The sequence below is a fragment of the Halomonas sp. Y3 genome (assembly GCF_024137965.1).
In the GTDB taxonomy this organism is placed as follows: Bacteria; Pseudomonadota; Gammaproteobacteria; order Pseudomonadales; family Halomonadaceae; genus Halomonas; species Halomonas mongoliensis.
This window is the reverse complement of the sequence record NZ_CP099975.1, coordinates 3,233,186-3,247,361: the sequence shown is the minus strand read 5'-3', so window position 1 is coordinate 3,247,361 and position 14,176 is coordinate 3,233,186. Positions and strand designations below refer to the sequence as shown.

The 14,176-nt window shown below is 68.9% G+C and carries 8 protein-coding genes and 1 pseudogene; 3 read left to right on the top strand and 6 right to left on the bottom strand.

Features of this window, described 5'->3' with window-relative positions; genetic code table 11:
• Positions 1 to 100 precede the first annotated feature (100 nt).
• Positions 101 to 1,033 (top strand): fatty acid desaturase family protein, encoded by a 933-nt coding sequence (locus NHL60_RS15295; protein ID WP_253445292.1) that lies wholly within the window; start codon positions 101 to 103, stop codon positions 1,031 to 1,033.
• Here the strand turns inward: NHL60_RS15295 and NHL60_RS15290 are convergent.
• Genes NHL60_RS15290 through NHL60_RS15280 form a run of 3 tightly spaced genes read right to left on the bottom strand, consistent with a single transcriptional unit; the run spans position 1,030 to position 3,224 of the window.
• Positions 1,030 to 2,619: an IS66 family transposase gene (locus tag NHL60_RS15290; RefSeq protein WP_253445289.1), complete on the bottom strand. Its 1,590-nt coding sequence runs from the start codon at positions 2,617 to 2,619 to the stop codon at positions 1,030 to 1,032. The genes NHL60_RS15295 and NHL60_RS15290 overlap by 4 nt on opposite strands.
• A 42-nt stretch (positions 2,620 to 2,661) precedes the next feature.
• Complete coding sequence (gene tnpB, locus NHL60_RS15285; protein WP_253445286.1) at positions 2,662 to 3,018, bottom strand: IS66 family insertion sequence element accessory protein TnpB; 357 nt, start codon at positions 3,016 to 3,018, stop codon at positions 2,662 to 2,664.
• On the bottom strand, positions 3,015 to 3,224 hold the full coding sequence (locus NHL60_RS15280) for a hypothetical protein (protein ID WP_169957623.1): 210 nt from the start codon (positions 3,222 to 3,224) through the stop codon (positions 3,015 to 3,017). The genes tnpB and NHL60_RS15280 overlap by 4 nt, the downstream gene beginning before the upstream one ends.
• 232 nt (positions 3,225 to 3,456) lie before the next feature.
• Between NHL60_RS15280 and NHL60_RS15275 the strand changes: the two genes are divergently transcribed.
• Positions 3,457 to 4,062: a LysE family translocator gene (locus NHL60_RS15275; RefSeq protein ID WP_253445283.1), complete on the top strand. Its 606-nt coding sequence runs from the start codon at positions 3,457 to 3,459 to the stop codon at positions 4,060 to 4,062.
• A gap of 62 nt (positions 4,063 to 4,124) precedes the next feature.
• Positions 4,125 to 4,229 (top strand): annotated as a pseudogene (locus NHL60_RS15270) (IS5/IS1182 family transposase); the annotation flags it as partial.
• 126 nt (positions 4,230 to 4,355) lie between these two features.
• Here NHL60_RS15270 and recD read toward each other — a convergent pair.
• From recD to recC, 3 genes are read right to left on the bottom strand one after another with little or no spacing between them, the layout of a single operon-like run.
• Positions 4,356 to 6,725 carry an exodeoxyribonuclease V subunit alpha gene (gene recD / locus NHL60_RS15265; protein ID WP_253445280.1) on the bottom strand — a complete coding sequence of 790 codons (2,370 nt, stop codon included), beginning with the start codon at positions 6,723 to 6,725 and terminating at the stop codon, positions 4,356 to 4,358.
• Positions 6,718 to 10,530 carry an exodeoxyribonuclease V subunit beta gene (gene recB, locus NHL60_RS15260; RefSeq protein ID WP_253445277.1) on the bottom strand — a complete coding sequence of 1,271 codons (3,813 nt, stop codon included), beginning with the start codon at positions 10,528 to 10,530 and terminating at the stop codon, positions 6,718 to 6,720. The genes recD and recB overlap by 8 nt, the downstream gene beginning before the upstream one ends.
• Positions 10,527 to 14,150 (bottom strand): exodeoxyribonuclease V subunit gamma, encoded by a 3,624-nt coding sequence (gene recC / locus NHL60_RS15255; protein WP_253445274.1) that lies wholly within the window; start codon positions 14,148 to 14,150, stop codon positions 10,527 to 10,529. Before recC ends, recB begins: the two co-directional genes overlap by 4 nt.
• Positions 14,151 to 14,176: the final 26 nt, after the last annotated feature.

Below are 14,176 nucleotides of genomic sequence, written 5' to 3'. Positions count from 1 at the left end.
TTCAATCATTGGATTTCACTTCACTGTTGCTGTTATACCACCTGTATGAAAGAGAGCCAAAGATCGTTCTATATCATTGACTTGTAAGGATGGGAAAAGAATGGATGCGAAAGATAACAAACTCAGCTTTGAGCCCCTCGAGATCAAAAAGAAAATAAGGAGGCTTACAATACTCGATAACTGGCACTGCCTGCTTTACTTGGCGAAAGATTATCTTATAACGGGAAGTTGCATTACACTGTGCCTTAAAGTCTCCTGGTGGTTTTATCCTTTGGCCTGGCTGGTCATTGGCTCACGACAGCGTGGGCTGGCCAATCTTCTGCATGCTGCGTCACATAATACCCTCGCCAGAAACCGCTACTGGAACCTGATTGCCGGCACGGTGCTGTCGGGATATCTGGTAGGGCAGAAATACGTGCGCTACTGCTATACTCATGTGACGCAGCATCACGGTCACTTGGGCGATCCCGCCCACGATCCGGACTTCCAACAGCACCTGACCGCAGGTCTGTATGAAAAACGCACGAAGTTAGAGTTCCTTTGGACCTACGTCGTGAAGGCCTTCCTTGGGATGAAGGTTCTACAGTACTTGCCCTATGTGTACCGTGATCGGTTCCTGGGACAAGTTCCTGCCAGATACGACAACAGGATCATCTCCCAACAAACTGATACCTGGCTGTTCACCTTGATCTGGGTGGCACTATTGGTCGGTTCACTGCTTTTCGGGATTTTTCACTGGCTGGTAGTGTTCTGGCTGGTTCCTCTGGTAACCTCGGCGATGATCGTGGGCTGGTTTATCGAAATGGCTGAGCATTTTCCGCTAGTCAGGGAGTCGCGAGACCGGCTTTACATGACACTTAATCGTAATGGCAACCGCTTCGAGCGGTTTCTCACCGGCGTCCATCATGACAACTATCATCTCGAGCACCACCTGAATCCGAACGTGCCTATGTGGCACCTGCCAAAGTCGCAAGCAGTGCGATTGGAGAATCGTAAGCGCTCCACCAACCCCACCTGTTGCGGCCTGAGCTAGACCGGTAGAGTCTCTTTCCAGCACCAGGGCAGCAGCGTGCCGAGGTCGTCATCCTCGCCGAGAGTTGGCAGGGTCTCGAACACGAACTGCAGGTACTCGTAGGGCGAGAGGCCGTTGGCCTTGGCCGTCTCGATCAGGCTGTAGATTGCCGCGCTGGCCTGGGCACCGCTCGGTGTGTGGCTGAACAGCCAGTTCTTGCGGCCGACGACGAAGGGGCGAATGGCGTTCTCGGCCGGGTTGTTGTCCAGCGGGATCAACCCGTCATCGAGGAAGCGGGTCAGGCGCTGCCACTGGCCCTCCAGGTAGTGCAGCGCCCGGCCCAGCGCGCTCTTCGGCAGCACCTGGGTCAGCGACTTGTCGAGCCAGGCGCGCAGCTGGGTGATCAGCGGGCGGCTCTTCTGATCACGCAATGCCTGACGCGCCTTGGGCTCCAGGGCCTTGGCCTGCGTTTCCACGGCGTAGAGCTTGCGGATCTGGTTGAGCGCCCAGTCGGCCTTGCCGGTCTTGCCCTTGGGCTGCACTTTCTGGGCCTCGACGAACTTGCGACGGGCGTGCGCCCAGCAGCCGGCATGGGTGATGCCGTTCTTTCGCACCACCTCGGCATAGCCTTCGTAGCCGTCGGTGACCAGGCGACCGGCGTAGTTACCCAGCAGGCGCACGGGCACCCGGCCGGCTCGGCTCGCATCATAGTCGAACAGCACCACCTGTTGGCCCGGTGGCCCCCCGCGTTGCAGCCACATGTAGGACGTTGAGCTCGCCGGTCGGTCGGCCTCGGCGTTGACCTGTAGCGTGGTCTCGTCCATGTGAATCAGCGGGGCCTGCAGCAGGTGCTGTCGCAGGGCCTCGACCAACGGCATCAGCCGCTCGCCGACCTGCACCATCCAGCGGGCCAGGGTGTTGCGCGGGATCTCGATGCCGTGCCGGGCAAAGATCTGGCTCTGCCGATAGAGCGGCAAGGCATCCTGGTACTTGGCGGTGGCCACGTAGGCGAGCAGGGTCGGGCTGGCATTGCTCTTGGGCAGCAGCTTGGCCGATGCCGGGGCGATCTGCACGCCCTCTTCACAGTCTGGGCAGCCGTACTTGATGCGCACATGGCGGATCACCTCGATCCGCGCCGGCACGACGTGCAGTTCCTCACTGATTTCTTTGCCGATCTCCTTGAGCTCGGTGCCGTCGTGGTGGCAATGACGGGCATCCTCGGGGAGCTCATGGATCACTTCGACGCGGGGCAGTTCGGGGGGTAACGCCACGCGGCCGCCACGGGTACGGCGCTTGGCCGGCTGGTGGGGGTCGGCCGGCGCGTCAGCCGTGTCATCCTGGGCGCTGGCCTCTTCCTCATCGACCGCCACCTCGGCCTCGTTGATGAGCAGATCACCCTGTTCGACGCGGTACTTCTCGGTAGAGGGACCGAACCGGCCTTCAATGGCCAGCTTGAGTTGCTCAAAAAGGGACTGCTTGGCGGCTTCCCACTGAGCCTCCTTCTTCTCCATCAGGCGATGAAGACGCGCAATCTCCTCCTGCTGAGCGCGCACTTGGCGCTGCAGTTGGGAGACGCTGACGGAAGGTGTCGAGGCCGGTGAGATCATGCCGCCATTTTACCAAGCGGCGCCGCTGAAAGCAGCAGAAAATCAGCCAACCGCTTGAAGATCCAAGGCCTTATGGGGGCGCATGGCGCTGAGGTCATAGCCATCCAGAAGCCAGTTCAGCTCCTGGCCCGAGAGCGTGACGGTGTCGCCCTCCAGGCGGTCCGGCCACTTGAAGCGCTCCCGCTCCAGGCGCTTGTACCAGACCACGAAGCCGTTACGCTCCCAGAACAGCAGCTTCACCTTGTCGCGCTGGCGGTTGCCGAACACGAAGACCGCCTCCTCGAAGGGGTTGAGCTCCATGGCCTCCTGAACCAGCAGGGCCAGTCCATCGATCTGCTTGCGCATGTCGACCGGCTCGCGACACAGGTAGACGCGCAGCCGGGTGTCCGGCCGGATCATCGGGCCACCTCCACGGCGACGAAGCGCAGCGGCCGGTGGCGAGGTGGCACGGGCACGCCCTGTACCTCCAGGCGCTGCTCCCACGCCAGCAGTGACGCCAGTTCCAGTCCTTGCTCCTCGGCGTATTCACTCAGCGCCAGTTGCCGGGAAGAGGCATGGAACAGGTGGCCCAGCCAGTAGGCCTGTGTCGAGGTCAGGTCGGTCATGGTGTCCTCCTTGCTATCGAATGACACCAGTCTGACGGACACTAGTCATCGCCAGAAGATGGGGTTTGTGGAGCGCTTACGGAGAATCCGATATACCGGGAGTGGGATGAGCAATGGGGTGGGATCTTCACAAAGTGTGACCGTAAGCCAACACGGAAAACCTTCTATCAATACATTTTCAGCAAGGAAGCCAATATCCTTCAGGACCCATTCACCAGCCGAGGGGCACTCGATGGCTAACGACTACCTCACCTGGCTTCTGGCCATCGCCAGCTTCGCGTTCGTCATGACCTTCACGCCGGGCCCCAATAACATCATGCTGGCCACCTCGGGGGCGAATTTCGGTCTGAAGCGCTCTATGCCCCATGTGATGGGGGTCGCCTTCGGCTTTCCGGCCATGCTGATTGTCGTCGCGGTGGGGATCGGATATGTCTTCCAGTTTCCCGTTGTCCGCGGCGTTCTGCGGATGGTGGGGCTTGCCTACATCCTCTACCTAGCGTATCTGATCGCCACTGCTAATGCCCTCCGTGGTACCCGGCAGAGCAGGCCCATTTCGTTCTGGCAAGCCGCCGGCTTCCAGTGGATCAACCCCAAGGCGTGGGCCCAGGCCATCGGCGCCACTTCGGCGTATCTGTCCCTGGACTTCGACAAATATGCGCAGATCGCCGCGATGGCGCTGGTTTTCCTGCCGATCGGCATCGCCAGTTCTTGGATCTGGGCCGCGTTTGGGGTGCGCATCGCGACCTTCCTCGACACGCCGGCCAAGTTGCGAACGTTCAATGTGGTCATGGCCACGGCGCTTCTCGTCACGATCCTGCCGGTTATCCTGACCTATTAGGTGTTTAGTCCGAAAACCCCAATTTGCTAATGTCACCTATGTCGCAGCAGCATAGGTGACCCATGGCAGGACGCTACGAGATCTCCGACCACGGCTGGGCCCTCATCGAGGATATCGTTTCGCCGCCGCAGACGACTGGGCGTCCCCGTCGTGACGACCGTCAGGTGAATACCGTCACATCACACATCAGAGGGCGCTACAGTCATCCTGACACTGGGTGGCTTATGGCCAAAGGCTGGCCTGCTGCACTATAAGCGCATCAAGGTGGCGGGAAAACGGGCGGGTGCCAACGCTCATCCGGCTCCCAACCCGCTCACCCGCATCACCCGCCGCTCCACCGCGTCCAGCAGCTGGCCGCGCCCGGTCTCGACCAGGGTGAGCCAGTGCCTGGCCCGGGTGATGCCGGTGTAGACCAGCTCCCGGGTAAGGATCGGGTTGGGGGCGTCGGGGAGCAGCAGGGCGGTATGGGTGAACTCCGAGCCCTGGGACTTGTGCACCGTCATGGCGTAGACCGTCTCCACCGCCTGCAGGCGGCTGGGCAGCACCCACTTGATGCGCCCGCTGCCATCGCCTGCCGGGAAGGCGACGCGCAGCGCCGGGCCCCGGTGAGCGGCGCCCTCGCCCGGGGCTGCCGTATCGGGCAGCGCCAGGGTGATGCCGATATCGCCATTCATCAGCCCCAGGCCATAGTCGTTGCGGGTGACCAGCACCGGGCGGCCGGGGTACCAGAGCCGGCGGCCGTCGCCGCTGTCGATCAGCCCCTCCTTCTCCAGCGCAGCGCGGATGCGCTCGTTCAGCCCCTCCACGCCCCAGGGGCCGCGGCGCAGGGCGCAGAGCAGCTGGAACTGGCTATGGGCGGCCAGCACCGCCCGGGCCCAGTCGTCCAGGGCCTCGCGGTCGATCTCGCCATCCGGGCTCGCCTCCGGCGCCGCGCGCTTCATGGCGTCCAGGCTCCGCATTACCTCCAGGTAGTGGCGATAGCCTACCGGCGGCGGCAGCGTCCTGCCGTTGACCGCGCGCCCCTCGCCGGCGCGCTTTCCTCGATCAGGGAAGCCCGCGGGGTGCCCCGAGACCACCAGCCGTTCCAGGCCGCGATCCCTGTCCGTTTCCAGCTTGAGGTGCGAGAGGTCGGCGTAGCCATGACCGAGCACCTCGCGGATGGCGGTGCGCTTCTCGCGGCCCGCCGCATCGCGGTTGACCGCCTCGGCCAGCCGGCCGATGCCGCTGGCCGCGTCGAAGCGGTGGCTCACGCGAAGCATGGCGATGGCCTGATCCAGCGGAGCGCCCGCGGGGTCGATCATCTCCGGGGGCAGCGCCTGGCCGGTGGCCTCGGCGAGCCAGTCGGCGGTCTCGGGCCTGTAGTGGCCCCCCTCGGCCCGGGCGCAGAGGTCGCCCAGCACCGAACCGGCCTCCACCGAGGCGAGCTGGTCCTTGTCGCCCAGCAGCACCAGGCGGGCCCGGGGCGGCAGGGCGTCGAGCAGCGCGGCCATCATCTCCACGTCGACCATGGAGGCCTCGTCCACCACCAGCACGTCCAGGGGCAGCGGGTGGCGGGCGTGATGGCGGAAGTGGCGGGTGTCGGGGCGCGAGCCCAGCAGGCGGTGGAGGGTGGTGACCTCGGTGGGTATTGCGCGGCGCAGGTACTCGATGTCGAACTCGGAGGCCGCTTTCTTCGCCGATAAATCGGGCTCCCACAATGGGTTGCTGCCCTCAGGCTTCTCGGGGGCAGCCAGCAGTGGCGCCAGACCCTCCAGCTGAAGCGAGCTGACCTGGCCGGCGATGGATTCGTTGAGCCGGGCGGCGGCCTTGCCGGTGGGGGCGGCCAGGCGGATGCGCAGCGCTCGGCGGCCTTCGCCCAGCGCCAGGGTCTGCAGCAGGGCGAGCAGTTTGACCACGGTGGTGGTCTTGCCGGTGCCGGGGCCGCCGGTGATCACCGCGAAGGGCGAGCGGGCGGCCAGGGCGCAGGCGGTTTTCTGCCAGTCCAGCTGGGGGCCTGCGGGGAAGAGGGCGGAGAGGGCTCGGGAGAGGGCTTCGAGGTTAATGGCCTGATCCGGGCGCCTGTCGGCGCCTTCGCCCGGCGGAGCCGGCCTCCCACCAGGAGCACCATTCGCCGAAATGTCGGACCACCGATACATCGGGCTCCTACCGGGTGGGGAGGTGTCCAGTCGTGCGGCGATATGGTGCTGGATCGAGCGCTCGTGGTGCCAGTAGCGGCGCAGGTAGAGCCGGGTGCCGTCGAGTACCAGGGGGGTGCTGCCGGGGCCGTGGCCGACGATCAGCGGGTGAGTGAGCGCTTCCTGCCAGTCGGCGAGGCTGAGCTCACCCAGCAGGGCGCTGGGCAGAGGGGGCGGGTCCTCCAGGCTGTCGCCCTCCGGGGGCAGCGAGAGTGCCAGGTCCGGTTCGGCCAGGGTGCGCTCCAGGTCCAGGCAGACGTGACCGCGGCCGAGCTGGTGGCTGGCCAGCGCCGCGGCCAGCAGCAGCGGGGCGGGGGCGTCCGGCACCTCCCGGCCCAGGAAGGCGGCGAAGGCGCGGTCCAGGGCGCGCAGCCAGCCGCGGGCCACCCAGCGGTCGAGCAGGGCGAAGAGGGCCGCGCTGTCGTGCAGGGCCTCGGCGCCGGCAGCCTCGTTTGGGGTGGTCTCGGCGGTGGGTGAGCGGTCACTCATGGCGGGCCTCCGCGTCGTCGGGGAGATCGGTGCCCTGGAAGAGGGCGTCCAGCGCTTCGATCAGCTCCCGGGGTGGGCGCTCGCGGTGCACGCCCCGGGAGGGGGCGTTGAGGCCGCGCAGGAAGACGTAGAGGGCGCCGCCCAGGTGGCGGTCGATGTCGTAATCGGGCAGCCGCGAGCGCAGCAGGCGGTGCAGGGCCAGCAGGTAGAGGCAGTACTGCAGGTCGTAGCGCTTCTCGCGCACCGCCTCCGCCATGGCCGCCTCGGAGTAGGCCGCGTCGTCCCGGCCCAGGAAGTTGGACTTCCAGTCCAGCACGTAGAAGCGCCCCTCGTGCTCCACCACTAGGTCGATGAAGCCCTTGAGCATGCCGTTGAGGCGGTCGCGCTCCAGGGCCGGCCGGGCGGCACCGCCCAGCGTGTGAGCGCTTACGAGGGCGTCCAGCCGGCGAGTGTCGACCCGATGGGCGGAGAACCAGAACTCCAGCTCCACCTGATAGCGAGCGCTCTCCAACCGCTCCAGCCGCAGCGGCGCCACCGGGCCCTCGGGCGCGTTCGGCACCGGCAGCTCGCAGGCCAGCAGCCCGCGCAGCCAGGCCTGCAGCGCCGGGATGCGCTCGCGCCAGCCACGCAGGTTGGCGCGTCGCGCCAGGGTGTCGTTCAGCCGCTCGGGCTCGGCGGCCAGCCGGGCGAAGCCCTCGGCGCCGGCCCACTCCAGCAGGCCGTGGAGGAAGGTGCCCGCCGCCGGGCCCCGGGGAAAGCGGTGGAGCGAGTCGTCACTTACCGGCTGGGCGGCCTGGACCGGGTCGCTGGGCTCGTCGCGCATCTCCCGGGCGGTGGCTTCCAGAGCGGTTTCGGGCTCTATAAGGAGAGCGCTTTCAGGCTCTTCCAGAAGAGCGGGTTCTTCCTCCCCGCCACCGATGCTTTCGCCCCCCAGGCGCAGCGCCGAGTAGCTGGCGATCCACCAGCGCTCCCGGGCGCGGCGGGCCGGGGTGAGCGCCTCGCGCAGGGCCTCGTCGCTCGTTGCCATGGGCACCACGAGGTCGCTGGGTGCCGGCGCCGGCTCGACCTTGAGCTCCGTCTCTGCCGCGCCCTGGGCGAGGGGGAAGAGGGCCTCGAGCAGGCCGTCCGTCGAGGATGACGAGAGCGGCGCCCCGGCGGTGAGCACCTGGCCGACGGCGCTGCGCTCCAGCCCCCTGAGGGGGGCGATGCCGAGCCAGGTGGCGTGGCGGGCCCGGGTCAGGGCCACGTAGAGCTTGCGCAGATCCTCCCCCAGGCGCTCGTCGTCGGCCCGGGCGAGGGCGGTCTCGTCGGGCTCCAGGGAGAGCCGCTGGCGCCCGGAGGCGTCGTGCCAGGTCAGCGGCAGGTCGCCGGCCTTCTTCTCGCGGAAGGCGCAGATAAAGGGCAGGAAGACCAGCGGGTACTCCAGCCCCTTGGACTTGTGGATGGTGATCACCTGCACCAGGTCGGCGTCGCTCTCCAGGCGCAGGCGATGGGTATCCGCCTGCTGGGGCGGGTGGGCCCGGGCCTCGCTCAGGTGGCGCAGCAGGGCGTGCTCGCCGTCGAGCTCGGCGCTGGCCTCCTGGAGCAGCTCGCCGAGATGCAGCAGATCGGTGAGATGCCTCTCCCCACTCGTACTCCTGAGCAGCCGGGTGGGTACGGTGAAATCGGCCAGCAGGCGGTGGAGCATGGGCAGCACCCCCTGGCGCTGCCACTGGCGATGATAGGTGCGAAACTGCAGCACCCGCGACTCCCAGGCCAGTTCGTCGTGCTGCAGGGCGTCCAGCTCGGCGAGCGATAATCCCAGGCTCGGCATGGCCAGGGCCCCATGCAGGCGCCGCTCGCTGTCGGGCTCGGCGCAGGCGGCCAGCCACATCTCCAGCTCCAGGGCCGCCGGGGTCTCGAAGACGCTCTCCTTGTCGGAGAGGTAGACGCTCTTGATGCCGCGCGCCAGCAGTGCTGAGCGGATCGCTCGGGCCTCGCTGCCGTTGTTGACCAGCACGGCCAGGTCCGACGGCTTGAGGGGGCGAAAGGGCTCGCCCGGCGCGCTGAAGCCGGTGCGTCCGGCCCGGCCCTCCATCAGTAGCTCGGCCATGCGGCTGGCGCAGCGGGGGGCCATGGCGTCGAAGTAGGCGCTCTTGCTCAGCCCGTTGTCTCCGCCCTCCCCGGCAGGCAGATGCCAGAGGGTCATGGCGGGCAGCGGCTCGCCGTCCCGGGTCAGGGACTCCTTCCTGCCCTTTGCGGCCACCGGCAGGAAGGGCACCGGATTGTCCCCCTCGGGGGAGCGGAACAGGAAGGCGCCGCGTCCGGCGGGGTGCGCCTCGGCGTGCTGGAAGACCCGGTTGGCGGCGGCCACCATGGCGGTGGCGGAGCGGAAGTTGGTGCCCAGGGTGACGTGGCGGCCGGCGGTGTCCCGGCGCGCCTGCAGGTAGGTGTGGATATCGGCGCCGCGGAAGGCGTAGATCGCCTGCTTGGGGTCGCCGATCAGCAGGATGCCGCTGGGGGCCTCGGGGTCCGGGGCCTCGGCCAGGCGGTAGACGTGGTCGAAGAGCCGGTACTGCACCGGGTCGGTGTCCTGGAATTCGTCCACCAGGGCCACCGGGAACTGGCGGCGGATCTGCTCGGCCAGCAGCTGGCCGGAGGGGCCGGCGAAGGCGTCGTCGAGGCGCGCGAGCAGGTCGTCGGGGCCGAGCTCGGCGCGGCGCTGCTGCACCCGGGCGCGGCGCTCGCTCATCCAGCGCACGGCGTGGGCCAGCAGGTCGGCGCGGGCGTCGGGCAGCGCCTCGAGCCGTTCGGGCAGCGCGGCCAGGGCGCGCAGGGCGGGGTGGTCCAGGGGCTCGTCCGTCTTCCAGATCTCGGCGATGCCCTCGGGCGTCAGGCGCTTCCAGGCGGCGTCGGTCAGCGCCGGGGTGGCGAGCTCTGGGTCCTGGGCCCAGTGGCGGAGCCTTGCCAGCCAGTCGGCACGACTCCTGCTGTTGAGCTTGCGCTGGTCGAAGGCCTTGGCGGCGGCGGCCGCTTCCAGCCGCTCGGCGAGCTCGTCGAGCCAGGTGGGCCAGGGGGCCTTGAGCTCGGCGAGCTCCCGCGCGCGCTCGGCCTGCATGCTGGCCAGCGCCCCGGCGGGAGGCGGGGCGTCGGGCAGCAGCGCCACCTGGCCCTTCAGCTGGCGCACGTCCTCGGCCAGGGCGTCGGGGCTCTTCCAGTAGCGGGTGACCACCGCCAGGGCCTCGGCGTCCAGGGCGTAGTAGAAGCTGCGCCAGTAGTCCCGGGCCACCTCCAGCTCCAGCTCGGACTGGTCGAGGTTCATCTCGAGGGAGAAGAGGCTGCCGCTCTCGAAGGCGTGCTCGCGCAGCATGCGGTGGCACCAGGCGTGGATGGTGGAGACAGCGGCCTCGTCCATCCACTCGGCGGCCAGCTGCAGCCGCCGGGCGCAGGCGGGCCAGCGCGCCTCGGGGTAGCTGTCGCGCAGGGCCAGCAGGGGGTCAGACCCCTCAGCGGATTTTGGGGTCTGACCCCCAAGGGGGCTTTGGAACGCCTCGGCGGCCTCGACCAGGCGGGCGCGGATGCGGTCGCGCAGCTCCCGGGTGGCGGCGTTGGTGAAGGTCACCACCAGGATCTCCGGCGGGGTGAGGGCGCGGGGGAAGCTCGCCGTGTCGGCCTCGTCCCGGGGACCCAGCACCAGGCGCACGTAGAGCAGGGCGATGGTGAAGGTCTTGCCGGTGCCGGCGCTGGCCTCGATCAGCCGGCTGCCGGTGAGCGGCAGGCGAATCGGGTCCAGGATAGGAGGCGTGTTACGGTCCTGGGTGCTCATGCCTTGCCTCCCTTGTCCTGGTTGCCCCTGGCGTTCTTCTCCTTCGGTTTGCGTACCGCCTGTAATAGCGGGGCATAGAGCGCCTCGGCCAGCGCGGCGAAACCGCCACCCTCGGTCGAGCGCACCAGCGCCTCCAGTTCCGGCCACTGGCGCAGCAGGTAGGGGTCGCGGCCGCGCTCGCCGTGGTCGTGGTTGAAGCCGCTGCCGTGGAACGCCGTCTGCATGGCGCTCCAGGCCTTCTGGTCCGTCTCGTCCGCGCGGCCCTCGAGGCAGCGGGCCATGGCCTCGGGGGTGCCGCCCTTCTCCAGCCAGGCGAAGGCGGTGTCCCGGGCCAGGGGCAGGGGGGCCTGCATGCCGCGGTGCCAGGCCCGGGCGATGGCCATCAGGTGGGCATGGGCCTCCTCGGCGGGCAGCGGGGCCAGGGTGCCGCCGCCGGCCCGGGAGAGCAGCCTCGTGGTCATGGGCCCCTCCAGCTGGCCGGCCAGGTGGGCGACCCAGGGGCCGAGCCAGTGCTTCCAGTGGTACCTGCCCTTGTTGACCAGGCTGCTGGTGGTGAGCAGCACCCGGCAGCGCTCCATGGCGTCGTTGGCCCGCAGCTCGCCCAGCCAGTCCTCCAGCCCCGGGCCGTCGCCCAGGGCTTCCCGAAGGTCCAGGGAGACGCCGAGGGGCTCCGCCAGGGGGTAGGGCCAGGCCTCCAGGACCTGGCGGTACTCCTCGAACAGCTTGGGCATGGGCTCGGCCAGGGCATCGCGCATGCGCTCGGTGAAGCCGCCCAGGGCCAGGCGGCCCTCCCGCTCCAGGCGCGCCAGGGTCGCCTCCAGGGCGGGCTCGAAGGGCTCCCCGGCCTCCACCGCCGCGCGGCTCGCCTCGATCAGGGCGTGCTGCAGCTGCCAGTGGTCGAGGCCGTCGAGCTCGAAGGGCTCGTGATCGAGGCGCTCCAGAGCCTCGGTCTCCAGGAAGACCTTGAGCCGGGTGGTATGGAAGGCCTGTACCGGCGCCTTGAGAAAGCCACCCAGCTGAGCCAGGGTCAGCGGCGACTCCTGGCGGAAGGGGGCCAGCGCCGGCGCCGCGGCCGGTTCGGCGTCGCCACCGGGCAGGTGCAGCTCCCGCCACTCGTGGGCGTAGGTGCCGAGGGGCGAGCCCTCCTTGAAATACGCGATGCTGAAGGGCTGCAGCGGATGCTCGGTGGTCAGCGCCTCGAGCAGCGCCTTGCCCTCCTGCTCCTCTTCTCCCCCCTTTTCCTGACCCGCCAGCCGCCAGCCCCGGGCGAGATGGTCGCGCAGCTGGCCCAGCAGCACCGACGGGGGCTGCTCGGTATTGTCGACGATGCTGCGCCCCACCCAGCTGATGGTCAGCCGGTCCCGGGCCGAGAGCAGCGCCTCCAGGAAGAGGTAGCGGTCGTCCTCCCGGCGGGAGCGGTCGCCGGGGCGGTAGTCCTGGGCCATCAGGTCGATATCCAGGGGGCGCTGCACCCGCGGGTAGTCGGCGTCGTTCATGCCCAGCAGGCAGACGTGGCGGAAGGGGATGGCGCGCATCGGCATCAGGGTGGCGATGTTCACCGCCCCGGCCAGGAAGCGCTGGGAGAGGCTCGCCTCGTCCACCTGGGCGAGCCAGTGCTCGCGCACCACCGAGAGCGGAAGAGGTTCGGTCAGCCCGGCCTCCTCGGCGCTCTCCTGCCACGCTTCCAGGGCCTGTTCGAGGCGGGTCAGCGCCATCAGGTCGCGGTCGGCGTCGGCCAGGAAACAGGCGGCCAGCAGGTCACGCAGCCGCTCGCCCCAGCCGGCCACGTCGCAGGGCTCGGCCAGGGCCTGCCACTGGGCCTCCAGGGTGTCGATCAGGCTGACCAGGGGGCCGGCCAGCGCCGCCTCCAGCCCGCCGATATCGTCATAGGGCTCCACCCCCTGCCAGGGGCCCTCGGCGGCGCTGCCCACCGCATAGCCCAGCAGCAGCCGGCGCAGGCCGAAGGCCCAGGTGTTGGCGCTGAGCCCCTCCGGCAGCTCCAGGCTCTGGCGCTGCCGGGCGTCGAGCCCCCAGCGGATGCCGGCGCCCTCGATCCAGCGGCGCAGGGTGGGCAGCGCCGTCTCCGGGATGCCGAAACGGGCGCGCAGGGCGGGCACCTCCAGCAGGTCGAGCAGGTCGCTGACCGAGAGGCGCAGCTCCGGCAGGCGCAGCAGCTGTTCGAGGGCGATCAGCAGCGGCAGGCGGTGGCGGCTCGCCTGGTCGGAGAGGGTGAAGGGGATATGGCGCGGGTCGTCGGGGGCGAGGCGGCCGAACACCGCCTGGACCGCGGCGGCGTACTGGTCCACGTCGGGCACCATCACCAGCACGTCCCGGGGGCGCAGGCTGGGGTCCTCGCTGAAGGCGGCCAGCAGCTGGTCGTGGAGGATCTCCACCTCGCGCAGGGCGCTGTGGGCTACCTGGAAGCGCAGCGAGCGGTCGCGGCTCGGGTCCACGGCGGGCCAGCGCTCGCGGCTCTCGGCCAGGGGGCGCAGCTCGAGGATATCGTCCTGCAGCTGGCGCAGCAGGCTGGGCTCGGGATCCTCCTCATCTTCCAGGGGGGAGTCGAAGAGGTCGATGCGCAGCGCCTCCCCCTCGAAGAGGCCCCGATAGGCCTGGGCCTCGTCGAACTCGTCCAGCAGGCGCAGGTAGTCGCGGCCCTGCTTGCCCCAGGCGGCGAGCAGCGGTTGGGCGTGGAGGTGCAGCTCGGTCTCGGCCAGATCTGCCGGCATGCCGGGGCGGCGCCGCTGGCGCTTCCTCTCGGCTCGGAGGAGGTCCTTGTGTTCGATGATGTCCGCCCAGTAGTGGCGGCAGGGGTTGTGGACGCAGAGCAGCACCTGGCTGAAGCGTGCCATGGCGGCCAGGGCTTCCAGGGTCTGGGCCGGCAGCGAGGAGATGCCGAAGACGATGACGCGGCGCGGCAGGCCGGCAGGGCGCTCGCCCAGCGCTCGGCACGCCTCGAGGAAGCGGCGATGCACCGCGGCGCGGCTGGAGGTGAGCCCCACTTCGCCCAGGTCCGCGGCGATATCGTCGCGCAGCGCCCGCCACAGCGCGGCCTGCCAGCGCTGGCCCTCGGCGAGCGGGCGGGCCTCGCCCCGTGCGGTGATCAGCACGTCCTCGCCCGCCGCCCAGGCGGCCAGCCAGTCGGCGCGATAGACCTGGTACTGGTCGAAGAGGTCGGCCAGGCGCTCGGCCAGCTGGTGGCGCTTGCGCAGGTCGTCGTCGCCTTCCAGGAAGCGCGCCAGAGGGGCGAAGACGGAGGCGTCCAGCAGGGTGGGCAGCAGGCGCATCAGCCGCCACACCAGCCGCGGCTTGTCGAAGGGCGAGACCGGCGGCACCGCTGCTTCTCCCAGCACGGCCCGGTAGGCCTGCCAGAGGAAGCGCGCCGGCAGGGTCACGTCCAGCGCCGCGGCGATGCCGGCGCCGTCCCGGGCTTCGTCGGCGGCCAGGGCGAGCTTGAGCCACTGGCTGATGCCGTTGCTCTGCACCAGGATCGTCTCGTTCTCCAGGGGCCCCAGGGGGTGGCGGCGCATCCACTCCACCGCCAGGCCGCGCAGGGCCTCCAGGCGGTTGCCGTGGATCACCATGAAGCCGGGAGTGAGGGGCGTGGTAGCAAACGGCATGGTGGTGACTTCCTGCGGGGGCAAGG

Excerpts from the sequence above, each read along its gene's own strand:
- NHL60_RS15295 (WP_253445292.1), top strand. The coding sequence starts at position 101 with ATGGATGCGAAAGATAACAAACTCAGCTTTGAGCCCCTCGAGATCAAA.
- NHL60_RS15290 (WP_253445289.1), bottom strand. The coding sequence starts at position 2,619 with ATGATCTCACCGGCCTCGACACCTTCCGTCAGCGTCTCCCAACTGCAG.
- tnpB (WP_253445286.1), bottom strand. The coding sequence starts at position 3,018 with ATGATCCGGCCGGACACCCGGCTGCGCGTCTACCTGTGTCGCGAGCCG.
- NHL60_RS15280 (WP_169957623.1), bottom strand. The coding sequence starts at position 3,224 with ATGACCGACCTGACCTCGACACAGGCCTACTGGCTGGGCCACCTGTTC.
- NHL60_RS15275 (WP_253445283.1), top strand. The coding sequence starts at position 3,457 with ATGGCTAACGACTACCTCACCTGGCTTCTGGCCATCGCCAGCTTCGCG.
- recD (WP_253445280.1), bottom strand. The coding sequence starts at position 6,725 with ATGAGTGACCGCTCACCCACCGCCGAGACCACCCCAAACGAGGCTGCC.
- recB (WP_253445277.1), bottom strand. The coding sequence starts at position 10,530 with ATGAGCACCCAGGACCGTAACACGCCTCCTATCCTGGACCCGATTCGC.
- recC (WP_253445274.1), bottom strand. The coding sequence starts at position 14,150 with ATGCCGTTTGCTACCACGCCCCTCACTCCCGGCTTCATGGTGATCCAC.